The organism is Pseudoalteromonas aliena SW19, from assembly GCF_014905615.1.
In the GTDB taxonomy this organism is placed as follows: Bacteria; Pseudomonadota; Gammaproteobacteria; order Enterobacterales; family Alteromonadaceae; genus Pseudoalteromonas; species Pseudoalteromonas aliena.
In genome coordinates, this window is record NZ_AQGU01000025.1 from 1,132,591 (window position 1) to 1,156,402 (window position 23,812).

Sequence of the window (23,812 nt, forward strand, 5' to 3'; positions counted from 1 at the left end):
TTTAACTACCTAATAGGAATAATATTCAATGATTGAGTAAATGATGCACCAGAATAAATATCATGACTCTGGGTAGGCTCAACTTTTTCATTGTTCTTATATAATGGATCAGCGACCGCTATTAAGTCTTTCTTAAATGTATTTTCAATAGGTTCTATTTTTTCGTTAAATTGTCTAATAATTGCTTCAGCTAAACCGAGCTCATGTTTAGATGCAAGATGCTGCGCTGTTTGAGCATCGTACATATCTCTAAACTGTGCTTGTTCTTTACTATTAAAAAAGCCATTTTCACCCGACATTGTTTCTGTCGCACTGTTCATACTTTTTAAAACAAGTTGTAAAAATATGGCTTCAAATTGCTCAGCAGCTTGTTTGATCCCTTCACTCTCAGTACTATTTTTAGCTATATTAACTACATTAGTTGGGTCAATAGCCAATGATTGCGATAGTGTGTGTGGAGTCTCTATTTTCATTGCGTTATTCCATTAAATAACTAAAAGTTCAGCTTCAAGTGCACCGGCATTATCTAAAGCAATTAATATAGACATTAGCTCTGCGGGCGTAGCTCCAAGTGCATTAACCGCTTTAACAATTTCGTCCAAAGATGTGCCTTCAGGCCATAAAAGCATATTTTTTTGCTGTTGCTCAACGCTAATATCACTGGCTTGGGTAGGCGTAGTTTGTCCATTTGAAAATGGACCTGGTTGCGACACACCTTCTTGCTCACTTATGGTAATCGTTAAATTACCGTGATTAACCGCAGCTTTATGCACTCTCACTGTATCGTTCATTACAACAGTGCCTGTGCGGCTATTAAATACAATTTTTGGTCTCTCAGTACCTTCCTCAACCACAATATCTTGTAACATCGACATAAAGGTATTACGGCTGTTTGCATCACTTGGCGCACTTACCACTAACCGCCCCCAGTTTTCGGCTGTTGCTACGTCAGGGCCAAATACTTTATTTATTGCTTTTACTACATTGCGGGCAGTTTGATAATTTGGCGCTTTTAAGTTTAATACAACATCGGGTTGAGTTTTAAACATATCCACTACGCTGCGTTCAATAATAGCGCCATTTGGAATAAGCCCTGAGGTAGGAACATTGACTGTCACCGATGAGCCATTTTTACCGCTGGCATTAATCCCCCCCACAACAAGGTTACCTTGTGCCAGTGCATAAATTTTGCCATCAACACCTTTTAGCGGCGTTAACATTAAGCTGCCACCGTGTAAGCTTTTAGCGTCGCCTAAAGAGTTAACTGTTACATCAATTAATTGGCCTGGACTTCCCATAGGAGGAAGTGTTGCATGCACTGCAACGGCGGCAATATTTTTTGATTTTGGTAAACTTTTTTCATCAACCGAAACACCAAATTGCTTTAGCATATTGCTCAATGACTGACCCGCAAATTTAACTTGTGCTTTATCACCAGAGCCCGGTAAACCTACCACTAAACCATAACCAACTAATTGATTTTCGCGAACGCCTAATACATCCACCATATCTAATAATGGTCTAGCTTTAGCTGCATAACTTACCTGTGGTACAAAGCCTGAAAGGCTAATTAATAGCAGTAATAAATATCTCATTAAAACCTCAGTCGTCACTAGAATGGATTTAAGAATCGAGTAAACAGTGTAGTAAACCAACCTGGTCTATTCGCATCAGCCAATGTGCCTCTGCCTGTATAACTGATCTGTGCCTCTGCTATTCGCAAAGAAGACACTCTATTGCTTACATCAATATCAGCAGGGCGAACTAAACCTTCAATCTCGATATATTCATCGCCTTGATTTAGTTTTATTTGTTTACGCCCTTTTATTACTAATGAGTTATTTGATAAAACATGCTCAACCCGAACCGTTATAGAACCGCTAAGAAAGTTTTGCTGACTTGCACTGCTTTCACCATCAAATTTAGTACTTGAACCAACACCTAAATTTAAATCGGTGACATTTAAATTACCGGCAAGAGGAACACCGACATCAAAATCAGTTTTTTTGTCTAAACTCGAGTCAGAACTTTTACTTGATTGAGTTCGCTCGTTTAAAACAACCGTTAAAATATCACCAACTCTGTACGCGCGTTTATCGGAATAAAGCGAAAACATGTAATTATCTTGAAATAAGCTGCCATCTTGATGGTTTAAACCTTCTTGATAAGACTCTTGGCTGATCTCGTAATCTTTACGTGTTTTCTTTTTTTTGTTTTGAGGGCATTTAACTTCGCCATAAACAACTTCGCATTGAATAAACTCTCTGTTGTAGGGGGCATTACTGCACCCTGCCAACAACAAAAACACGATTAAAAAAGCTAACTTATTCATAATTATACGTTTTGATTTATAAAGCGTAACATTTCATCCGCAGCTGAAACGACTTTAGCATTCATTTCATAAGCACGTTGTACAGCAATCATACTGACCATTTCATCAACAACACTCACGTTAGAGCCTTCAATAGTAAACTGTTGTAAAGCACCAAACGCCTCTTCACCAGGTATTCCTTCTACTGGCTCACCTGACGCTGCGGTTTCACGGTATAAGTTACCACCTAAGCTTTGCAGACCCGCAGGATTGGCAAAATTAACCGTTAATAGTTGACCTAACTCAACTGGCTGCGCTTCTTTACCAACAATAGCTGTAATTGACCCATCCGTGCCAATAGACACTTTTGTTGTTCCCTCTGGAAGCGCTATATTTTGCGCCAAAGGTAAACCATTGCTGTTAACTAGTAATGATTCTGAATTAAGCTGAAACTGGCCATTACGAGAGAACAAAAGCTCTCCATCTGGACTTTCAATTTGAAAAAAACCTTGTCCTGCAATCGCAACATCAAGTTGATTACTTGTTGTTTCAAAGCTTCCTTCAGTAAATTCTTTTTGAGTGCCGTTAATTCGAACACCAGTACCAACTTGGATACCTGAAGGCAGCTGATTTAAATCATCAGCTTGAGCGCCTGGTTGTTTTTGTACTTGGTAAAATAAATCTTCAAATACGGCTCTGTCTTTTTTAAAACCTGCGGTGCTTACGTTAGCTAAATTATTAGAAATAGTGGTCATTCTAAGATCTTGAGCTGCAAGACCTGTTTTACTTACCCATAATGCTGAATTCATGATTAACTCCCTCTTTATCCACGTTCGCTAATAAGTTTATTGCCGCTGGTTGCAAGCTCGTCTGCCGACTTCATCATTTTTACATTCATTTCGAATTGGCGGCTAATATTCATTGTTTTTATCATTTCGGCTACCGCATTTACGTTAGAGCCTTCGAGCGCGCCGGTTCTTACTTTAATTGTCTCGTCGGCTTCAAGTTGTTGTAAATCAGGACTTCTTAGTAACCCATCAGGGCCTTTAACTAAGTTTCCATCAGTACTGGCGAGCTTAATTCGGGCATCTTCTGCAATAACCCCACCGCCAATTGGCGTAAGGTTAATTATACCGTCAGAGCCAATCTCAATTTCGCCAAACTCAGGTAGCTGTACATCGCCCCCATCACCTTGCAAACGACGACCATTGACAGTTACAAAACCGTCGGCATCAACAAGTAAGTTACCAGCTCGGGTATAGGCTGGGTTCCCATTATCATCCATGACTTCAAGGTAACCACCTTCACTTAAAGCAATATCTAAATTACGACCCGTATCCATCACAGGACCTGCCGATAAATCAGTGGTAACAGGAGTCAATTGAGCAAGGTAGCGGGTTCTAAATCCGCCACCTTGAACCATCATAGATTGAGCCTGTTCCATATCAGCTTTAAACCCAGCTGTACTGACGTTAGCCAAGTTATTAGCGGCAACACGTAAGGCTGTATTATTTAGTTCAGCACCAGAAACTGCGGTATAAATTAATTTTTCCACAATCAGCTTCCTTAAGTGTTACTAAACAAAATTTGCATCATTTCATCAGCGCTGCTGATTGTTTTAGCATTTGCCTGATAATTTTGCTGAAACGACATTAAGCCAACTAATTGCTCACTAATATCAACATTCGATCCCATAAATGAACCCGAAAGTAATTTACCTAAAGAGCCGCTATCTGGCTCACCGTAAAGTGCACTGCCCGACTCTTCAGTTTGATACCACACAGTATTACTGCCTTGCTCTAACCCATCTACGTTTGCAAATGAGGCTAAAACAACTTGCCCTTGTAATTTAGATTCGCCGTTAGTAAACGTTGCAAATACTTTACCGTCATCGCCCACTGTAACACCAGAAAATGCACCCGATGTATAACCATCTGCGTCATTTTCATTAACACTAAAGCTAGAGCCAAATTGAGTTGTACCATCAAATTTTAGGTTTATGGCTAAAGCAGCAGCACCAGTACTTATTTCAGCATTTGTTGTTGCAGTAGCGCCCGCAACACCAACAGATAAGTTGACAGCTCTTACATCCGGTGTTGTCGAATAAGGGATCATTTGACCGTTTGTATCAAACGTCATCTTTAAAACACCAGCTGAAACAGCAGTCCCTGTTCCATCATCAACACTTTGATTACCAACATTAGCTCCTGGTACTGCTGGTGTACTAGACATACCTGATGTAAGCCCAGCGCCTGTTAGTTGAGTTTCAGTTAATGGCTTTCCGTCAAGGAAGAACATGGCTTGCCATTCATTACTACCCGTGTGATTAAAATACTGGGTCATCACGTGGCTATTGCCTAATGAGTCAAACACTTCGGTTGATTGAGAAAAGTTATACTGGCTACCATCTTTAGGATCGAAAAGAGCCGGTGCAACAGGGTATGAAATTATATCACTTGCTGAACTTAAATTACCGTTAAAATCAATAGAGGTACTTGCTTGAGCTGGAATATTAGACGCTTCAATTTTTAAATCGGTTAAAACACCCGATACAATTGTCGTCTCTCCACCTGCGGCTTCAGATACGCCAAACCCTTGCAATGTGGAGCCATTCGCATTGACGATATTCAGATTATTATCTAGCGTAAATTGACCTGCTTGGGTATAAGCCGTGCGACCATTTTCTGATATTGCAAAAAAGCCTTGCCCATCAATTGCAATATCAAGTGCATTACCAGTACGAACAATTTCACCGCCCGTTACAAAATCTTCTTTAATATTAGCAACTTTAACACCACCACGCTGACCACCGTTGTAAACAGCAGCAAACTCGGCCGTATTATTTTTATATCCTGCAGTGCCAGAGTTTGCGATGTTATTACTTGTTACTTCTAAGCCGGTTTGTGTACTTTTAAGGCCACTAAGACCTATATTGAACATAGACATATTGTTTATTCCTTTTTTAGTTTTACTTATGCCAGTTGGTTAATTTCAGTGAGACCAAAATTACCCAAACCATCAACTTGTAATAAAATATCTTCTGGTGTTTTACCAACCGATACTCGCTCAACATTCCCACTTAGCCATGTATCAAGCTGCTTTGGAATGCCTGATGTTGTTGCATAAGCCCTAACAGCGTATCCACCTGCGTCTTGGTTATCAAACGCAAAACGAAGTGCACCCACGCCAGAATATGGCAGGTTTTTCTCTTCTATTAGCTCACCATTTTGGTTGTATAACTGAACAGTAACCGAATCTGCTGGTGTATCTAAATTGACTAACCCTGCAACAGTACCGTCTTGCTCTAACGCCACACTGTTTGCTTTAACATCAACAGACTGACCAACCATGCCCGTTGCTTCAAGCACAGTTAAACTGCTCATATAATCGAGCCCTGTGCTGGTATTTTGTCTAATACCTTGTAGTGATTCAACATTTGAAAACTCAGCGAGCTGGCTTACATAAGCCGTACCATCCATTGGTTCTAATGGATTTTGATTACTAATTTGAGCAACAAGAAGTTCTAAAAACATCGTCGACATTTCTGCAGATGAACTATTACCTGAAATGTTAGTTTTGCTATTAACAGCATCTTGCGCATTTTGATTGGTTGTATTCACTTGCATTTTATTATTGTCCTAATTTTAGAATACTTTGCTGCATACTATTAACGCGCCCCATTACCTCAACAGACGTTTGGTAGCTACGACTTGCTGACATCATATCGGCCATTTCTTCAAGCACGTTCACATTAGAATAAAAAACATAACCATCACCGTTCGCAATAGGGTTATTTGGCTCATAACGCTGTTCAACCGTTCGGTTAGATTCGGTAATACCCAAAATATCAACTGACGCTGAAATAGATTGACCATCTTGTGTTTGTTTATATAGAGCCGAAAATACGGGTTTAAGCGCTTTATATGCGTCGGCTTCTGAGCCTGCTGCCGTATCGGCATTTGCTAAGTTAGAAGCAATCGTATCAAGACGAATAACCTGAGCACGCATTGCGCTGCCGCTTGCATCGTAAATTGAGTTAAAAGACATTACACATCTCCTTTAATAACTTTATACAAACCATTTATTTTCATATTTAAAAAAGTCATGCTGGTTTGAAAGTCCATGCTGTTATTTGCAAACTTTGCTTGTTCAATATTAAGCTCAACCGTATTCCCGTCACTTGATGGTTGATAAGGTACACGGTATTTTAGTTGTTCTGCCTGAGCACCCATAAAGTCAACATTTCGATTTTGTGAAATACTTGATGAAACGTCATTCATAATTTGACGATAATCAACATCTCGAGACTTAAATCCCGGTGTGTCTACATTTGCCAAATTACTTGCTATTATTTCGGCACGATCTAGCCTTAGCTGCATTGAAAATGGATGAACGCCTAACGCCTTATCAAATAGTTCCATGTTGCCTCTACTTTTTGATTCTTGTATGCTCACACATTCGCATACTTCTACCTGTTGCAACTTCTATTACAACCTTTATGCCAACTTTATAAAAAATTAGGAATCAATGACTTATATAAAAAACAATCTCATCCGCCAATACAAAGCGGAAGCTAAACTTCCTCAAGGGAAGTATGTTTTTTTCCGTATGTTTTTTATACTTGTTTTTTTTAGTACGCAGCAAAGTGTGGCAAGTAACATTAATTTCGATAAGCAGATACATACCTACCTACAAAAAGAAATTGATTCTTATCTCGCATCAACCGGCTCAAATAAACAACAACAAAAAATTAAACTCTTCATTCCAAAAGGGAGTACTGATTTAAATTGTGAAAACGTGCTAATTAGCCGTTCAAAAAAAGAAGACCCGCCTGCGGGGCGAATTAGCCTTACAGTCCAATGTGAATCACCAAAATGGAAGTTTAGAGCAAGTGCTAAAGTAAATTTATGGATTGATCTTGTTGCAGCTAAAAGAAACCTAAGCAGGGGCGAGTTACTTACCGCTGATCTTTTACACTACAAAAGCGCAGATGTAAGTAAACACTTACATTCAACAGAAGCAAAAATAAAACCATTAGTTGGCATGACGGTAAAGCGAGAAATAAAAAAAGATGATATTATTTCGCGCCGCCATTTAGAAAACATGTATTTAGTGAATAAAGACGAGTTTATTTTATTACAAGTAAATACCGCTAGTTTTTCAGCTAATGTAAAAGCTGTTGCACTACAAGATGGGCAGTTTGGCGAAATCATCAATGTTAAAAATCTATCTTCAAACAAAGTTGTTCAAGGCAAAGTAATTGACAAGAGAGTTGTAGAAGCTATTTTTTAAAAATTATTAATAAAAAAGTTAAGTTAAAAGTATTATTGGTCGCTACCTATATTTATGCAGGTATGAACAATTTTAAATATGATGAGTAACCCAGTATGAATATAACAAATGCACCCGCTTTACACGTTGAACAGAGCCAGAAGTTAACTTCTCGCTCTGCAACGCCAAGCACACAAGAGCAAAAACCTAATCACGCTCCTGAAAAAAACACCAGTGAAGTCAGTGCGCTTAGTAAATCTATAGACTCTACATTTGAAAGCCTATCATCTCAGCCTGATGTAGATATGGAAATGGTTGCTAAAGTTAAAGCCGCAATCGCTAATGGTGAATTTCAAATAGATATTGATGCAACCGTTAATGCCCTTGTTGAGCTACATAAATAATGACCATAAGCACGTTAAAAGAATATATAGTTAGCCTAAAAAACGACATTAAAAAGCTCGATGCATTAATTGTATTTCTTGAGTCTCAGTACGTATTATTAAGCCAGCGCGACATACAGCTTGAAGAACATAATATTAAAATGCTGAAGCTTTTAGATAGCCTCAATGATTCGCATACTAAGCGTGATGCATTTTTAGTGAGTTTAGGCTTACCTAGCGGTAAGGAAGGACTAACTCAATTAAGAAGTAAACTCCCTAGTGATGTGAATGCAATCACCACCAAATTATTGCAAGAACTAGAAATAAAAACGAAAACATGCAAAATGATGAACGAACGTTCTGGGCAATTACTCTCAAGCCAACGTCGATTGATGCAGCGCTTAACGGGTGGCGAAAACAAACAAGCCTATCCAGAAATGCAATTATAAAGCGAATCACCTTTGTAAATGCATACTTTGCAGAGGCTATAACTAATTTTGTATAACTACTTATCACCCATTTCAATTTCTGAAAGGTCAAAGTAAGCATTTTTTTCCACTACTTCAAAAATCATCAGACCAACGACAAATACTTAAAGCTTCAAATTTATAGCCTTCAGTTTTCTTATTCTCAAATTTAAAAAGAACCTTTTCATCAGTGGTATTGTAGTCATATTTAAATTGAGTCTAAATAATAAGAACACTTAGTTTTTGAATAAAAAGATCAAGAAAACACAGCTGCCTGCTTGACCGGAACTTTCTAATGGGTGACCCTTTTGGCTTCCTCATACACCAACGCTATTTAGCATAATTCCGCGCGAACCCACTTTTTCCCAATCAGTATTAATATTAGAGCTGCCAATAACTACTACTAACTCATCATTAAACACCTCATCAAAGCGGTTAATAAACTCAGCCTCATTTTTAATGTCAGGTATGGGGTATCGCCTTTTTAGTGGGTAGCGAATAAGTGCTGCAATCGCAGTTTTATCATGCGTTTTAAAAGCAGTAATAACAGGCAAAACGCTCTCGTGATACTTTTGATCAAGCGCAAATGTGTTAGATGTAAAAAGTAGGCATAACCACAATACTATGTGGTTATGCCCTTAAAAGTTGAACCTGTTCTTAATTATAGTCCTTCATTTAAAGGTTTTAATATAGCGAAACTAATTATATTTTTAGTTTTTCTCTTAACCCTGCAGGAGATAAATATCTAATAGCTTTGCTTTTTTTACTTTTCGTAGCAATTAAAAGGTCTGCATCAACTAATCCATTTAAATATGTTCTTGCTGTGTTCTCATTAATATCAAATTCTATGGAAACCTGTTTAGTAGTAAATATTTTACCTGGATGCTTTACGGCTTCTTTGAGCAACTCTAATTGACCTCGCTTGAAGTTCTTTGATAGAGGGCTTTTTTCGATCCATTCCATGAATTGATAAAATTCACTTTTTTTAGATTCTATGTGAGTATTTAATGAATTAACCGCTTTCATGACAACATCAACCTGATGGTAAATAAAGTAAGTTAAGTCGAATTCGTCTGTTTCTGTATAAACAAATGCTGCATCATAATCACTTCTCTTTTCTTGGATTAGCTTACTAATTGACACATATTCAAATAACCAATAACCAGAACTAAGCATATACCAATAAAAAATAGCTCTGGCGGTTCTTCCATTCCCATCCCCAAAAGGATGAATGTAACCGATCATGAAATGTAAAATAATCGCTTTAACTAATGGATGTATAAACGTGTCGCTATTAGCCCCATCATGCTTTTCATTTGCAAAATCACATAAAGATAATAACCTTTCCTTTAAAGAAGAGAAACATGGAGGTGTATGCGCTAATTCATTGTAGAGGTTTGAAACTGCTATATCATTGTCCTCTCTTAAAGCTCCTGAAATAGCATCATTATCAATAGCTTTATATGTAGCAATTGCATGAAGCTCTAGTATTAGCTCTATAGAAAGAGCTTCATCTTTTCTCTCTAGTGCTTTTTTCATCAAAAGGTAATTATTGAAAATCATTTGTTCAGATTTATCGATAGGTTGCCTTTTTGTTTCAAGCATTTCTTTCGCTATTTTCCTCGTTGTAGATGCGCCTTCTAGTTGAGAAGATGTTATTGCTTCTTCCATCATTAAGCTCTTAACCAGATACCTATCTTTTTCTTTTGTAGTAATAAATGAACCATCACCAATCGCATGCCCACCACCAGATAATTTATCGATCTGATGAAGTAATGCATGAAGGGAGTCTGGAATACAGTAAGTGAATTGTTTATTTTTTTCTGCAACTAATGATATTTTTTTTGATATAGTTTGCCTTGCCAGCTTCGTAGCTACCCAAGCAGCTTGTTCTGATATATCTTTAGGTATACGCCATATAAATTTATCCCAGTGGAGATATTTCCCTTCTGAATTTGTAGGACCAAACCTCCCTAAAAGTGGAACAAACTCACCAGGAGGTGTAATAGGTAGTAACTCGTTTAATGGTTTGGGAACTCTAATTCTTGCCATAGTAAAACACCTAAACTTAATTTTTATATAATGAGTTTACTTATAATTAAAAACTCGTCAACGTAAAAAAATAAATTTAAGTTTAGATAAATAACTTTATACCAAAAACGAGCCTCATTTGGCTCGTTTTTGCTTTAACTGATAGCTGACAGCTAAAAACTGACTGCAGCTCTATTTACTCCGGATCATACCCCAAATTAGGCGATAGCCATCTTTCAGCCTCTGCAAGCGTCATATTAGTTCGTTTAGCGTAGTCTTCCACCTGATCTTTTTGTACTGCTGCTACTGCGTAATATTTTGCTTGTGGGTGTGAGAAGTACCAACCCGAAACAGCAGCACCTGGCCACATGGCGTACGAACTAGTTAGTTGCATACCAATGCGTTTTTCGGTGTCGAGCAACTGCCAAATTTTCTTTTTCTCAGTGTGTTCTGGGCACGCTGGGTAACCTGGCGCAGGGCGAATACCTTGGTAGTTTTCGCGTATTAGCTCATCGTTTGCTAGGTTTTCGTCTGGTGCAAAACCCCAATACTCTTTACGAACTTTTTCGTGTAGGTATTCTGCAAACGCCTCGGCGAGCCTGTCGGCAACCGCTTTAACCATTATTTTGTTGTAGTCGTCTTGCTGTGCGTCGAACGCATTGGCGAGGTCGTCTTCTTCTAGGCCGCCCGTTACTGCAAACGCGCCAAAATAGTCTGGTGTGCCTTTGGGTGCTATGTAGTCGGCTAGGCAATAATTAGCAAAGTCGGTTTTTTCGGTTTGCTGGCGTAAATGGCACGAAGTAGTTAATACTTCTTTGCGTGTTTCGTCGGTGTATATTTCTATATCATCCCCAACGCGGTTAGCAGGAAATAAACCAATTACACCAAGTGGTTGCAAACTGCCTGCTTTTTCAAGGTCGTCTAACATATCGTTAGCGTCTTTAAATAAGCTTTGCGCTTGCTCGCCTACTACTTCGTCGTCCATTATGCGCGGGTATTTACCGGCAATTGACCATGTCATAAAGTATGGCGTCCAATCTATGTATTTACGCAAAGTGGCGATTGATACGTTTTTAAACTCGATCACGCCGAGCTTTTTAGGCACAGGTGGCGTGTAGTTATCCCAATCAAGCACCGCTGCGTTATCGCGGGCACGCCCAATTGTAACAGGCTTAGAGCGTGGCTTTTTGCGCGCTTGTTGCTCGCGCACTTTTACATATTCAGCTTGGGTTTTAGCTAAAAAATCAGGCTTAATGTCTTTCGATAATAAATTAGATACTACACCTACCGCACGGCTGGCATTACTTACATACACTACGCCTTTATCATATTGCGGCTCAATTTTTACTGCGGTGTGCGCTTTAGAAGTAGTAGCACCACCAATGAGTAACGGCAGTTCAAAACCACGGCGTTTCATTTCTTTTGCTACGTGTACCATTTCGTCAAGCGATGGCGTAATTAGGCCCGATAACCCAATAATATCGGCTTTTTCGTCGATAGCGGTTTGTAGTATTTTATCGGCAGGTACCATTACGCCTAAATCGATAACTTCGTAGTTATTACATTGCAATACCACGCCTACAATGTTTTTACCTATGTCGTGTACGTCGCCTTTTACGGTCGCCATGACTATTTTACCATTGGTTGAACCCTCTTCTTTTTCAAGCTCAATGTATGGGTCTAGGTAGGCCACGGCTCGCTTCATTACGCGCGCCGATTTAACCACTTGTGGTAAAAACATTTTACCTGCGCCAAATAAATCCCCTACTACGTTCATGCCGTCCATTAACGGCCCTTCAATTACGTGAATAGGTTTAGCTGCTGCGGCGCGGCATTCTTCGGTATCTTCATCTATAAAGGTAGTAATACCTTTAACAAGCGCGTGCTCAAGGCGTTTTGCAACAGGCCATGTGCGCCACTCTAAATCTTCTACTCGCTCGGCTTGCGCCATCCCCGAGTATTTTGGTGCAAGCTCTACTAAACGCTCGCCTGCGCCTGAGTCGGTGTTAAGTATTACGTCGGTAACGGCTTTACGTAGCTCTTCTGGTATATCATCGTAAACGGCTAGTTGCCCCGCATTTACAATCCCCATGTCCATACCAGCTTGAATAGCATGATATAAAAACACCGAGTGAATGGCTTCACGTACTGGATTGTTACCCCTAAACGAAAACGATACGTTTGATACACCGCCCGACACTTTACAGTGCGGTAAGTTTTGCTTAATGCGGCGTGTGCCTTCAATAAATTCTACGGCGTAGTTATCGTGCTCTTCTATACCGGTGGCTACGGCAAATATATTAGGGTCGAAAATAATATCTTCAGGCGCAAAGCCAATGTCTTCTACTAGAATTTTATAACTGCGCGCACATATTGCGAACTTACGGTCGGCCGTGTCTGCTTGTCCGTCGGTATCAAACGCCATTACAACGGCAGCTGCACCAAAGCGTTTTATTATTTTAGCTTGGCGAATAAATGGCTCTTCGCCCTCTTTAAGCGATATTGAGTTAACAATTGCCTTGCCTTGAATACACTTTAAACCGGCTTCTATTACTTCCCATTTTGAGGAGTCGACCATGATTGGTACACGAGAAATATCGGGCTCTGAGGCTATTAAGTTTAAAAACTTAACCATGGCGGCTTTTGAGTCCAACATGGCTTCGTCCATGTTTATATCAATAACCTGTGCGCCGTTTTCTACTTGTTCGCGGGCCACTGTTAGCGCGGCTTCAAAATCTTCTTCCATGATTAGGCGTTTAAACATAGCCGAGCCAGTTACATTGGTACGCTCACCAACATTGGTAAATACTGCTATTTGCTGTGTCATGTTGGCTCCTTAATTTAAGTTACAGGCTTCAAGGCCCGATAAACGCATACGTACTTCAAGCTCTGGCAATTGGCGAGGCTTAACGCCTTCGAGCCCTTTTGCAAACGCGCGAATATGCGCAGGCGTGGTGCCACAGCATCCGCCTACTATATTAATAAAGCCCGATTTACCCCAATCGATAATTTCGGTTGCCATATCGCCCGCTTCTAAGTCGTATTCACCAAACTCATTAGGCAAGCCCGCATTAGGGTGTACCGACGTAAAGGTTTCGCATACGCGCGACAACTCTTCTACATATTGGCGCAGTAAATCAGGACCAAGCGCGCAGTTTAAACCAATCGAAATAGGCTTAATATGGCGAATAGAATTATAAAATGCTTCGGTTGTTTGCCCAGAAAGCGTACGCCCTGAGGCGTCGGTAATAGTGCCCGAGATCATAACTGGTAATGTACGCCCAGCTTGCTCAAAGGCTTCCTCTACGCCAAACGAGGCGGCTTTTGCATTAAGGGTGTCGAATATAGTTTCGATTAGTATTAAATCGGCGCCGCCTTCCATTAATGCAAGGGTAGACTCAACATACGCAGTAACCAACTTATCAAAGGTGACATTTCGGTAACCCGGATCGTTTACGTCTGGCGAAATTGAACACGTTTTAGAGGTTGGTCCTAAAACACCGGCTACATAGCGTGGTTTTTGTGGCGTTTTAGCTGTAAATTCATCGCAAATTGCGCGTGCTAATTTAGCCGACTCTCGGTTTATTTCACGGCTTAGGCTTGCCATGTCGTAATCTTCCATCGAGATAGTGGTCGAGTTAAACGTGTTAGTTTCGATAATATCGGCGCCCGCTGATAAAAAACCACGATGAATATCAGTGATTAAGTCGGGCTTGGTTAGGCTTAATAAATCGTTATTGCCTTTAATTAATACATGCCAGTCTTTAAAACGCTCTGCGCGATAGTCTTCTTCTTCTAGCTTATGATCTTGGATCATGGTGCCCATAGCACCATCTAAAATTAAAATGCGTTCTTTTAATGCTGCACTTATTTCGGCTTGCTTATTATTTGTAGGCGCGTTATTCGGCATAGTTGTTAGTCCTCACATCTTGGCTAACTAAATTAATATCATACGGTGTGGTTTGGTACACGTAGTAATTTAACCAGTTCGAAAAAAGTAAAAAAGCATGGCTTTGCCACGTTTTTGAAGGTTGTTTGGTTGCATCATCGTCCACAAAGTAATTTTCGGGTTTTGGTGCATTGGGGCTTTTTTTACAATCTCGCTCATATTCTGCTTTTAGCGAGTCGGCGTCGTACTCTGGGTGACCGGTTATAAACACTTGGCTACCCGATTTATTTTTAAGTAAATAAGCCCCTACTCGCTCAGAGCCAGCCAATACCACCAGCTCATCACAGGCGTTTATTTTATTTATATCAATGTGGCCATAGCGTGAGTGCGGTACTAAAAAAGTGTCGTCGAATCCGCGAGTCAGTGCACCGTGCTCAAAATAACATTGGTGAGTAAATACGCCACACAGTTTGTCGTCTTTTAAATCGCGCTTTAAATTGTAATGGTGATATAACGCGGCATGTGCTGCCCAGCACGAAAATAACGTAGAGGTAACGTGTTGCTCGGCCCAATCAATAATGACCTTTAGCTCATCCCAATACGCTACATCGTCGTATTCTAAATGGGCAAGTGGCGCGCCTGTTACTATTAATGCATCGTAATTGTTGTCTTTCACTTCAGAAAAATAACGATAAAAGGTATCAAGGTGCTCTTCTGAATTACTGCTACTGCGGTGAGTGTCAAGGCGTAGTAGTTCTACATTTACTTGCAAAGGCGAGTTGGCAAGTAAGCGAATAAACTGAACTTCGGTTTCTACTTTATTAGGCATTAAGTTTAAAATAGCCAAACGCATTGGGCGTATTTCTTGCGTTTTTGCACGACTTTTTGGCATTACAAATACGTCTTCTTGACGTAAACGCGCAATAGCCGGCAACTCGTCTTTTACTGTAATTGGCATACTTCACTCCTGTTCATAAAAACCTATGCTAATTATGAACTGAAAGTAAAAAATATCAACCTCTAGATGTATAGATGTCCAAATGAAATTTATTCATGATTTTATACTTTGCTTACAAGCATGCTTTAGTGCTTTAAAACTATGCCATTCGTTGACTGTTTCACCTGAGAGCCACTACAATACAACATTGAAATTTTTATTATTATTTGAAGGCTCCTTTCATGGTTTTACCTGATAAATTTATATTCTCGATGAGTCGAGTATCTAAGGTTGTGCCACCTAAGCGCACTATCTTAAAAGATATTTCGTTGCACTTTTTCCCTGGCGCAAAAATTGGTGTGCTTGGTTTAAACGGTTCTGGTAAATCTACTTTACTTCGCATTATGGCCGGTGTTGACCAAGATTTTGAAGGTGAAGCACATCCTCAGCCTGGTACAAAAATTGGTTACTTGCCACAAGAGCCTGTACTGGACGAAAGTAAAACAGTGCGTGAAATTGTTGAAGAAGCTGTTGGCGAAGTTAAACATGCACTTAGCCGTCTTGATGAAGTGTATAACGAATACGCAATGGAAGGTGCTGACTTTGACGCACTTGCAAAAGAGCAAGGCGAGCTTGAAGCGGTTATTCAAGCGCACGATGGTCATAACATCGATAACGTTTTAGAACGTGCTGCTGATGCACTTCGTCTGCCAGAATGGGATGCTAAAATTGAGCACCTTTCAGGTGGTGAGCGTCGTCGTGTTGCTATATGTCGATTATTACTTGAAAAACCAGACATGCTTATTCTCGATGAGCCAACTAACCACTTGGATGCTGAGTCGGTTGCATGGTTAGAGCGTTTCTTACACGATTACGAAGGCACCGTTGTGGCAGTAACGCATGACCGTTACTTCCTTGATAATGTAGCTGGTTGGATATTAGAGCTTGACCGTGGCGAAGGTATTCCATGGGAAGGTAACTACTCTTCTTGGCTTGAACAAAAAGATGCGCGCCTGCAGCAAGAACAAAAATCAGAAAAAGCGCGTCAAAAATCAATTGCGCAAGAACTTGAATGGGTTCGTTCAAACCCTAAAGGTCGCCAAGCTAAGTCAAAAGCACGTATGGCTCAGTTTACTGAAATGCAGCAATCTGATTACCAAAAGCGTAACGAAACTAACGAAATGTTTATTCCACCTGGCCCGCGTTTAGGCGACCAAGTACTTGAAGTAACTAATCTTCGTAAGAGCTTTGGCGATCGCGTTTTAATTGACGATTTAAGCTTTAGCATGCCAAAAGGTGCCATTGTGGGCATTATTGGCGCGAATGGCGCGGGTAAATCAACGTTATTTAAAATGATAAGCGGTGAGCAAGAGCAAGACAGCGGTAGCATCAGCGTTGGTGAAACTGTACACCTTGCGACTGTTGATCAGTTCCGCGACGGGATGGACGAAAGCAAAACTGTTTTCCAAGAAATATCAGACGGTCAAGACGTATTAAAAATTGGTAACTTTGAGTTCCCAAGCCGTGCGTATGTAAGTCGCTTTAACTTTAAAGGTAACGATCAGCAAAAGTTTGTTAAAGACCTATCAGGTGGTGAGCGTAACCGTTTACACCTTGCTAAGTTATTAAAAGCGGGCGGCAATGTGTTATTACTGGATGAGCCAACCAATGACTTGGACGTTGAAACACTACGTGCACTGGAGAACGCTATTTTAGAGTTCCCAGGTTGTGTAATGTGTATATCGCATGACCGTTGGTTCCTTGACCGTATTGCTACACATATTTTAGATTACCGCGATGAAGGTCAAATTAACTTCTTTGATGGTAACTACACTGAATACGAAGAGTGGCTTAAAAAGACATTGGGTGCAGCAGCAGCTCAACCTAAACGTATTAAGTACAAAAAAATTGGCTAATATTCACTGTAGCTAATTTATTACAGTAACACTAAGCCCTGCATTTATGCGGGGCTTTTTTATGCCACCAGTATTCTAAACACTTATTTTCTAGCATGTAGAGAATTACCCGCTATGATTAATTTATTATAAAAACAATAAGGCCAAGTTAGGTTATGCAAAATCGTCGTCAGTTTTCTCGTGTTTTATTTTCAACCGATGCACAAGTAATTTTTAATGATCATCAATACCCATGTAAATTACTCGATATCTCTTTACACGGCGCGTTAATTACTAGATGTGACGCCTTTTCTAGCAGCACTAATACCAATGCAATACTGTGCTTTACACTCCCGCAAAGCGAAATAGAAATAAAAATGGAAGTTATGGTTTCTCATATAAAAGCAAACCACATAGGCCTAAAATGCCATTATATTGATATAGACAGTATTACGCATTTAAAGCGCTTAATTGAGTTAAATTTAGCCGATGACGAACTATTACATCGCGAGCTCGCTATGTTGATCCACGACACACAACAATAGACTCATTTAGATTAGTTGATTACCATAGAGCAAATTTTTTAACTTGTGCAAACATGATCTTAAATCCACATTTACCTTTAGTGTATCACCCCAATTACTCGTTTAGTTTTGATCCAAAACACCGCTTTGCAATGAGTAAGTTTGCACATTTATATGAGCATGTTGCAGAGCTTGGCTTAATTGGCAATAATCTAGTTGAGCCAATATTAGGCAAGCCAGGGCCACTTGAACTTGTGCATTGCGATAACTACATTCAAGATCTATGGCACAACCGCTTAAATGAAAAAACCATGCGTCGCATTGGCTTACCTTGGTCCCAAGAGTTAATGAATCGTACATTTACAGCCCCGCAAGGTACGCTGCAAACGGCTCGCTTAGCACTTCAACACGGCATAGCGTGTCACTTAGCTGGTGGCACACATCACGCACATCATGACTTTGGTTCAGGTTTTTGCATGGTTAATGATTTAGCCTTTACTGCCGAGACGTTAATAAAAAGTGGCGAAGTGACTAATGTGCTTATTTTTGATTTAGATGTGCACCAAGGCGACGGCACAGCTGCAATGTTACAGCATCAACCCTATGCTTATACTTGTTCTATTCATTGTGAAAAAAACTTCCCCTTTAGAAAGTCCCCTAGTGATTTGGATATTGGCTTGGCCGACAATATGAAAGACGACGAATACCTCGCCATAGTAGACGACACCTTAAGTTATTTACTTAAAGAACTAAACCCAAGCTTAGTGCTTTACGACGCAGGCGTTGATATATGGCAAGACGATGGGCTAGGTAAATTAGATATCAGTTGGGATGGAATAGTCAAACGCGATCACTTAGTGCTTAAACGCTGCCTTGAGCACAACACGCCAGTAGCCACTGTGATTGGCGGCGGTTATGATAGAGATCACCTTCGTCTTGCTAAACGCCACGCAATTATAGTTGAGCAAGCCGCTCGCTTTTAATATGAAATAAAAATGTTAAATTCTCGTTCTTATTTAATACAGACAATAAAAACGAAAACACTATGACACAACTACTTACTGCTATCTCACTCTTTTTATTAAGCTTTACTCTATATGCGCAAGATCAAAACACAGATGAAGCGTATCCTCAATTGCCTACATTAAATTTACAAATGGCAGATGGCTCTATCATTAATACTCATGACTTAGTGGGCCAGCCTTATGTTTTGCATTTTTGGGCGACTTGGTGCCCATACTGTAAAAAGCTGCAACCCGCGCTTCAAAAAATAAACGACATGGGCTTAAAAGTTATTGCCGTGAGCTTTAAAGAAGATGACGATGCCACTCCCGCTAAAGCACTTTCAAACAGAGGGTATACTTTTAAAACAGCAGTAAAAGCGGACGCAATTGCAGCGCAATTAAGTATACGAGGTACACCGACTACCTTATTTATTGATAAAAAAGGCAGCGTTGTTTGGCTTACTAACACTTCAAACCCAGAAGATGCAAACCTGCATTTAAATGCACGCACCTTACTGCATTCTATTAATGTAAAAACAAAGTAGCTTACTGCGTTTTTAACTGGCTCGGAGTTAAACCTGTCCAACGTTTAAATGCACGCCGAAAGTTAGGTATATCATAAAAAGCCAACTGCTCAGCGACTTGTTCATTTCGTTTAGCACATAAGGTAAGTAAATAAATCGCTTTATGCTTATTTTGAGCATCAATTAACGTTGAAAAGCGTACACCATTGAGTTTAAGTTTGCGCTTAAATGTTGCTGGGCTCATTGCAAAATGTTTGGCAGTAAACTCTAAATTGACACTTGGATAGGCATATAAGTACCGACAGACCGCTTCAATAAAAGTCATGCTAACTACATTTTTGTTATGTAACTGCGACTGAGCTTGCATAAAGCGTAATTGACTAGCATGCGGATTTCTGGCCCGTAACATAGTTTTATTTAATACCCAGCGTGTACATGGCTTATCAAAACTAACCTTGAGTCCCAAATTATGTTCGTATTCTTGAATATGGCGAGGGCGCTTAAACGCAAAGTCAAACTGGCAATGGGGATAACTTGTGCTTACTCGTTTAAGTAAACTATAAAATGCGGTGCTGTATATCTCTAAAACATAATGGTATAAATCTTCGTCGAGCCCGTGCGCGGGCTGAATATAAATATAAAAATTATTGTTTTTAATATACGTTTGACTAAATAACAAAGGCGCTAGCTGCATTCTTAAAAGCGATAACTGCTTTAATACTTGAGCTAAATTAGCGCTGTACATAAGGGTTTGTGCTTCAGCTCGTGTGTCGTTAATTAGCTGGCTACCGAGTAAAAAGCCACTGTCGGTACTTTTCATCAATGACTTAAATTGTGCTAATAAACGCACCTGCTGAGAGATACTAAATGCATGCTGAAAATTAAGTAAATCTTGCTCAAAAATACCAGTCCCCCGCAACAGTTTATGTAAATCAATCCCTCGGTTCTGTGCCAGTTCTACAATTGTTGTGATAAGCCCTTGTGCGCTTAAGTACTTATCATTTTGATTAACAAAGGTATGCACGTTGCGCTACTTTTTGTTGATACTTTTTTTGCTGTAATTGGCTGTGCAACTGGCTTGTTAATGTCCGCGTGTTATTGCGTACATTTCCTTGTATTAAAGCTGTCGTTACATGCTGAAACCTTGCTTTTTTTGACGCCTCAACTTTAAATGCGCAGTACTTTAGTGCTCCTTTAATTTGCGCCATCAACTCTTTTGCTTGTTGCTCTGTGGTCGCAGGCATTAGCACCATAAAACAATCTCCCGCATAACGGCACACCACATCACTTAATCGGCAATTCATAAGTAATAACTCACTTATTTCACGCAGTAACCTGTCACCCTCACTAAAACCAAATTCATTATTAAAGTGCGAGAAATCACGTATATCAATAGCTCCTAACCAAAACGGCTGCGTGCTAATTAATTGCTCGTTAATTACTGAATCTAAATACTGCGCTTTATAAAGGCCTGTGACTGAGCATACTTTGTCGTGCTCACGTAAATGCACTTCGCGACGGCGTAACTGACGATTTAATACATATTGCTCTTGGTGCCAGTAATACAAACCTACACTCGTTAATAGCATGCCTAGCGGCGCGGGCAGTGATTCAATCCAACTTAGCCATTGATGCGCAGGATGCATTAACCACTCATCAAGTAAATCGAGCGTGGCTGAAAACATAAATAGCCCGACACCAATCACCAAGTAAGTTGTTACTTTACTGGGGGGCCTAGATATTAATAACACGGAGATCCAAACAAGAGTCATTAATACAATGCCGCCCTCCCCCATAATATCGAGCCATTGAATATCAGCATATGTTTTAAGTTCACCTAAATAAGCACTTAAAAACACAGCACTTAAAAATAGGCTAATGATGGCGTTTGTTAATAGTCGGTGACTGGTAAAGGGATTAAATCGCATGTGTTGTATCTTTTGTTTATAAATGAGTTTTAAAGTTAGTTCATATCAGTTTGTGTTAGCAGGGTCATATTAGCTCAGCTATATGACAACAAAATGATAGGGACTTTAAAAACAGCGCTGCACAGTGCATAACGCATTGCTTTACCAGGAGTGCGAGAAGCTCAATAAGCTCTGCGTGTTGCTCAAACGTCACTAAATACGCGTGTTTAATACATACCTTGTCACATTTACGTCATCAAACAACCTTAGTTTGCTCGCCATACCAAGAAACAACCCTGTAATAACCAAGAGCAAATACAATGAAACACTTTAAAATAAAAGCACTGGTAGCCGCATTAGCATTATGTAATTTAACGGCGTATGCAGAAGATGATGCAAAAGAAACTAAAAAGAAAGACATTGAGGTTTCTGAAAAAATTGTTGTATATGGCGAAATTGGTTACAGAAATCGCTCAGACGAACTTGCACCCACTTTAGAGTATTCACAAGAGTACTTTCAACGCTTTGAACCGCTTACAGCCGGTGATGCTTTAAAACGCGTACCTAGCGTTACATTCTTATCGGATGTGCTTGAATCGGATGGTGCGCGGATGCGAGGCTTAAGCCCTGCCTATACTAAAGTGCTTATAAACGGTGAGGAAGTGCCTGGCGCGGGTGCCGACCGTTCATTTTTTGTTGACCGAATTCCGGCTGAGTTAATCGAACGCGTTGAAATAATTCGCTCATCAAGCGCGAATCGTTCAGCCGATGCGATAGCGGGCACATTAAATATTGTATTGCGCGATGGTTATAGCCTCGACGGCGGTTACTTACGTGTTGGTGGCTTACGTTATGACAATGGTGAGTTTAAAGAAAGTTTAGCGGGCGTATACGGTACCGAATTAGCCGGAGGGCGATTACTGCTTGGTGCAAATTTACAAGGACGATATAACCCAAAACAAAAAACCAGCCAGCGCTATGGCGATAGCCCAGAAAATAATAAAAACTATAGAACGGAAGAATTTGATAACCGAGAAGATCAATCTGATACGCGCGATGGCGACGACACATCACTTAACGCCAGTTACGAAATTATTTTTAATGACGACAGTCAGTTTAATATTAGCGCAATGTGGGTTGATACAGAGCGAACTGAAGATGAGCGCTCATTTGAATACAATGACCCCACTGCTACCAATAGCGATATTGTAAATGGTGGAAACTTAGAAACCGATAACGCCAATGTTAAGTATATCGATCAGACTAATTACAATATCAATACCGCTTATGAGTTCCCACTTCTAAACGGCACCAGTAAATTTAAGTTTGGGTTCGCCAAATTTGAAGAATCCGTCTATGAGCAAGAAGTAGAGCTAGATACCTCAGAGCTGCCTATGGTATTTGAAGAAGAGCAAACTAAAAGCGCAATAGACGACAAAGAATGGACACTGCAATGGCAACATAGCCAGCCTTGGGGCGAAAATAAAGAAATTCAATTTGGTGCATTTTTACAAAGTAAAAAGCGTGACAGTGAAATTTTTGAATCGCAAAACGAGCGAGCGTTAGGCCTTACCCGCTGGGATCAATATGCGGCAACCCCACTAACACTCGCTACCTTTGACAGTGAATATGAAGCTGTTACTGGAGGCGTAAGTACCTTAGAAGAAGATCGCTTTGACGTGTTTGCACTTGTTAAACACCAAGATGATTTGTTTGCTTGGGAGCTGGGCGCACGCTGGGAATCTACCGACTCAAAAATCAATGACAAAACTGTTGCTGTAACCGAAGATAACAATTATGACTTTATTCTTCCTTCTGCACACTTTCGTTATAACGTCACTGAAAATGGCCGTATTAGCGCATCAGTTGCACGTAGTTTACGCCGCCCTGAATTTGATTTTTTGACACCCGCACTTATCGAAAAAGAACTTGGCGATAACGACCAACTAGGTAACCCTGAATTAAAACCCGAATCAGCTTGGGGTATGGATTTAGGCTACGAATATCGTTTAGGAAAAAGTGGCGTTGTGGGTATTAATTTATTTTATCGCAAAGTAAACGACCTAATAGAAATAGCAAACACAGAGCAACAAGGCTCTGAAGGCGAAGGCACGTTTGTACTGCAACCACGCAATACGGGGGACGGTAATGTAAAAGGGATTGAACTTGATTTATCGACACCACTTGGCGCATTTAATATGCCTAACACTGGCGTGTTTTTAAACTATTCGTGGCTTGATAGTGAAGTCACTGACTTTTTTGGGGAACGCAAATTTAATGACCAATCAGACTACGTGTATAACGTTGGGTTTATCCAAGATTTACCGAAGCTTAGAGCGGCTTTTGGCGCAACTTATCGTAAGCAAGGTGATGCTTATGGACGCATTGTAGGTGAGGAAGTAACAACGTCTTACAGTGCCGATTTTGAAATTTTTATAGAAAAACGCTGGGAAGACATAACGCTGCGCTTAGTAGGCTCAAATCTACTTGATGCAAGTAAAGACGAAACCTTTAATAAGTTTGATACCGTTGATGATCAGTTTAGTAGACGCTTTGATGAGTACGAAATTGAATCTGAAGAAGCGGGTCCTGTTTATCAAATAATGCTGCGTTACGCGTTTTAAGTAAATTTGTTAAGTGGTGCTCATCAAATAGCATCACTTAACATG

Annotated in this window: 23 protein-coding genes and 1 pseudogene; 8 read left to right on the plus strand and 16 right to left on the minus strand. The window is 40.1% G+C overall.

All coding sequences use genetic code 11. The features are described 5' to 3' along the window. Positions 1-5: 5 nt before the first annotated feature. Genes PALI_RS10675 through flgB form a run of 9 tightly spaced genes read right to left on the minus strand, consistent with a single transcriptional unit; the run spans position 6 to position 6,732 of the window. Positions 6-473, minus strand: a complete 468-nt coding sequence (locus tag PALI_RS10675; protein ID WP_077535681.1) for a rod-binding protein — start codon at positions 471-473, stop codon at positions 6-8. Between the two features lie 12 nt (positions 474-485). After that, positions 486-1,595: a flagellar basal body P-ring protein FlgI gene (locus PALI_RS10680; protein ID WP_077535682.1), complete on the minus strand. Its 1,110-nt coding sequence runs from the start codon at positions 1,593-1,595 to the stop codon at positions 486-488. Between the two features lie 17 nt (positions 1,596-1,612). After that, positions 1,613-2,332 carry a flagellar basal body L-ring protein FlgH gene (locus PALI_RS10685; RefSeq protein ID WP_138584240.1) on the minus strand — a complete coding sequence of 240 codons (720 nt, stop codon included), beginning with the start codon at positions 2,330-2,332 and terminating at the stop codon, positions 1,613-1,615. A 2-nt stretch (positions 2,333-2,334) separates the two neighbouring features. Beyond that, complete coding sequence (gene flgG, locus PALI_RS10690) at positions 2,335-3,120, minus strand: flagellar basal-body rod protein FlgG (RefSeq protein ID WP_077535684.1); 786 nt, start codon at positions 3,118-3,120, stop codon at positions 2,335-2,337. Positions 3,121-3,134: 14 nt separating this feature from the next. Beyond that, a complete protein-coding gene (locus tag PALI_RS10695; protein ID WP_077535685.1) occupies positions 3,135-3,866 on the minus strand; it encodes a flagellar basal body rod protein FlgF in 732 nt (243 codons plus the stop codon). A gap of 11 nt (positions 3,867-3,877) precedes the next feature. Next, positions 3,878-5,257: a flagellar hook protein FlgE gene (locus PALI_RS10700; RefSeq protein ID WP_193155819.1), complete on the minus strand. Its 1,380-nt coding sequence runs from the start codon at positions 5,255-5,257 to the stop codon at positions 3,878-3,880. A 26-nt stretch (positions 5,258-5,283) separates the two neighbouring features. Further along, positions 5,284-5,937, minus strand: coding sequence for a flagellar hook assembly protein FlgD (locus PALI_RS10705; RefSeq protein ID WP_182702027.1), 654 nt, complete (start codon positions 5,935-5,937; stop codon positions 5,284-5,286). 4 nt (positions 5,938-5,941) lie between these two features. Beyond that, on the minus strand, positions 5,942-6,358 hold the full coding sequence (gene flgC / locus PALI_RS10710) for a flagellar basal body rod protein FlgC (protein WP_077535688.1): 417 nt from the start codon (positions 6,356-6,358) through the stop codon (positions 5,942-5,944). Beyond that, entirely contained in the window at positions 6,358-6,732 is a 375-nt protein-coding gene (flgB, locus tag PALI_RS10715; protein ID WP_077535689.1) for a flagellar basal body rod protein FlgB, read from the minus strand. Before flgB ends, flgC begins: the two co-directional genes overlap by 1 nt. Before the next feature lie 106 nt (positions 6,733-6,838). On the opposite strand from flgB, the gene flgA reads away from it, so the two are divergent. From flgA to flgN, 3 genes are all read left to right on the plus strand, one after another. Then, the gene (gene flgA / locus PALI_RS10720; RefSeq protein WP_193155820.1) at positions 6,839-7,603 is read left to right on the plus strand and encodes a flagellar basal body P-ring formation chaperone FlgA; all 765 of its coding nucleotides are present in this window, start codon (positions 6,839-6,841) and stop codon (positions 7,601-7,603) included. A 95-nt stretch (positions 7,604-7,698) separates the two neighbouring features. After that, positions 7,699-7,986 carry a flagellar biosynthesis anti-sigma factor FlgM gene (gene flgM, locus PALI_RS10725; RefSeq protein ID WP_138584244.1) on the plus strand — a complete coding sequence of 96 codons (288 nt, stop codon included), beginning with the start codon at positions 7,699-7,701 and terminating at the stop codon, positions 7,984-7,986. After that, on the plus strand, positions 7,986-8,414 hold the full coding sequence (flgN, locus tag PALI_RS10730) for a flagellar export chaperone FlgN (protein ID WP_226894541.1): 429 nt from the start codon (positions 7,986-7,988) through the stop codon (positions 8,412-8,414). The genes flgM and flgN overlap by 1 nt, the downstream gene beginning before the upstream one ends. Before the next feature lie 347 nt (positions 8,415-8,761). On the opposite strand, the pseudogene PALI_RS10735 reads toward flgN, so the two are convergent. The 5 genes and pseudogenes from PALI_RS10735 to PALI_RS10755 all read right to left on the minus strand — a co-directional run. After that, positions 8,762-9,052, minus strand: a pseudogene (locus PALI_RS10735) (hypothetical protein); the annotation flags it as partial. A gap of 82 nt (positions 9,053-9,134) precedes the next feature. Beyond that, complete coding sequence (locus PALI_RS10740) at positions 9,135-10,484, minus strand: Fic family protein (protein ID WP_077535692.1); 1,350 nt, start codon at positions 10,482-10,484, stop codon at positions 9,135-9,137. A gap of 175 nt (positions 10,485-10,659) precedes the next feature. Further along, positions 10,660-13,290 carry a methionine synthase gene (gene metH, locus PALI_RS10745; RefSeq protein ID WP_193155821.1) on the minus strand — a complete coding sequence of 877 codons (2,631 nt, stop codon included), beginning with the start codon at positions 13,288-13,290 and terminating at the stop codon, positions 10,660-10,662. A gap of 9 nt (positions 13,291-13,299) precedes the next feature. After that, positions 13,300-14,373: a homocysteine S-methyltransferase family protein gene (locus tag PALI_RS10750; protein WP_138584252.1), complete on the minus strand. Its 1,074-nt coding sequence runs from the start codon at positions 14,371-14,373 to the stop codon at positions 13,300-13,302. Beyond that, positions 14,363-15,310 (minus strand): homoserine O-succinyltransferase, encoded by a 948-nt coding sequence (locus tag PALI_RS10755; protein ID WP_138584253.1) that lies wholly within the window; start codon positions 15,308-15,310, stop codon positions 14,363-14,365. Before PALI_RS10755 ends, PALI_RS10750 begins: the two co-directional genes overlap by 11 nt. Positions 15,311-15,531: 221 nt before the next feature. Between PALI_RS10755 and ettA the strand changes: the two genes are divergently transcribed. The 4 genes from ettA (at position 15,532) to PALI_RS10775 (ending at position 19,257) form a co-directional block, all read left to right on the plus strand. Then, positions 15,532-17,205: an energy-dependent translational throttle protein EttA gene (gene ettA / locus PALI_RS10760; protein WP_077535696.1), complete on the plus strand. Its 1,674-nt coding sequence runs from the start codon at positions 15,532-15,534 to the stop codon at positions 17,203-17,205. 155 nt (positions 17,206-17,360) lie between these two features. Continuing rightward, the gene (locus tag PALI_RS10765) at positions 17,361-17,729 is read left to right on the plus strand and encodes a PilZ domain-containing protein (protein ID WP_182702037.1); all 369 of its coding nucleotides are present in this window, start codon (positions 17,361-17,363) and stop codon (positions 17,727-17,729) included. Positions 17,730-17,782: 53 nt separating this feature from the next. Continuing rightward, complete coding sequence (locus PALI_RS10770; RefSeq protein ID WP_138584255.1) at positions 17,783-18,691, plus strand: histone deacetylase family protein; 909 nt, start codon at positions 17,783-17,785, stop codon at positions 18,689-18,691. Between the two features lie 62 nt (positions 18,692-18,753). After that, positions 18,754-19,257, plus strand: coding sequence for a TlpA family protein disulfide reductase (locus tag PALI_RS10775; RefSeq protein WP_193155822.1), 504 nt, complete (start codon positions 18,754-18,756; stop codon positions 19,255-19,257). 1 nt (position 19,258) lies between these two features. Here PALI_RS10775 and PALI_RS10780 read toward each other — a convergent pair whose 3' ends face one another. Beyond that, positions 19,259-20,260, minus strand: coding sequence for an AraC family transcriptional regulator (locus tag PALI_RS10780; protein ID WP_193155823.1), 1,002 nt, complete (start codon positions 20,258-20,260; stop codon positions 19,259-19,261). Next, complete coding sequence (locus tag PALI_RS10785; RefSeq protein ID WP_193155824.1) at positions 20,244-21,164, minus strand: GGDEF domain-containing protein; 921 nt, start codon at positions 21,162-21,164, stop codon at positions 20,244-20,246. The genes PALI_RS10780 and PALI_RS10785 overlap by 17 nt, the downstream gene beginning before the upstream one ends. Before the next feature lie 299 nt (positions 21,165-21,463). Here PALI_RS10785 and PALI_RS10790 point away from each other — a divergent pair, with 299 nt between their 5' ends. Continuing rightward, positions 21,464-23,767, plus strand: coding sequence for a TonB-dependent receptor plug domain-containing protein (locus PALI_RS10790; RefSeq protein ID WP_193155825.1), 2,304 nt, complete (start codon positions 21,464-21,466; stop codon positions 23,765-23,767). Positions 23,768-23,812: the final 45 nt, after the last annotated feature.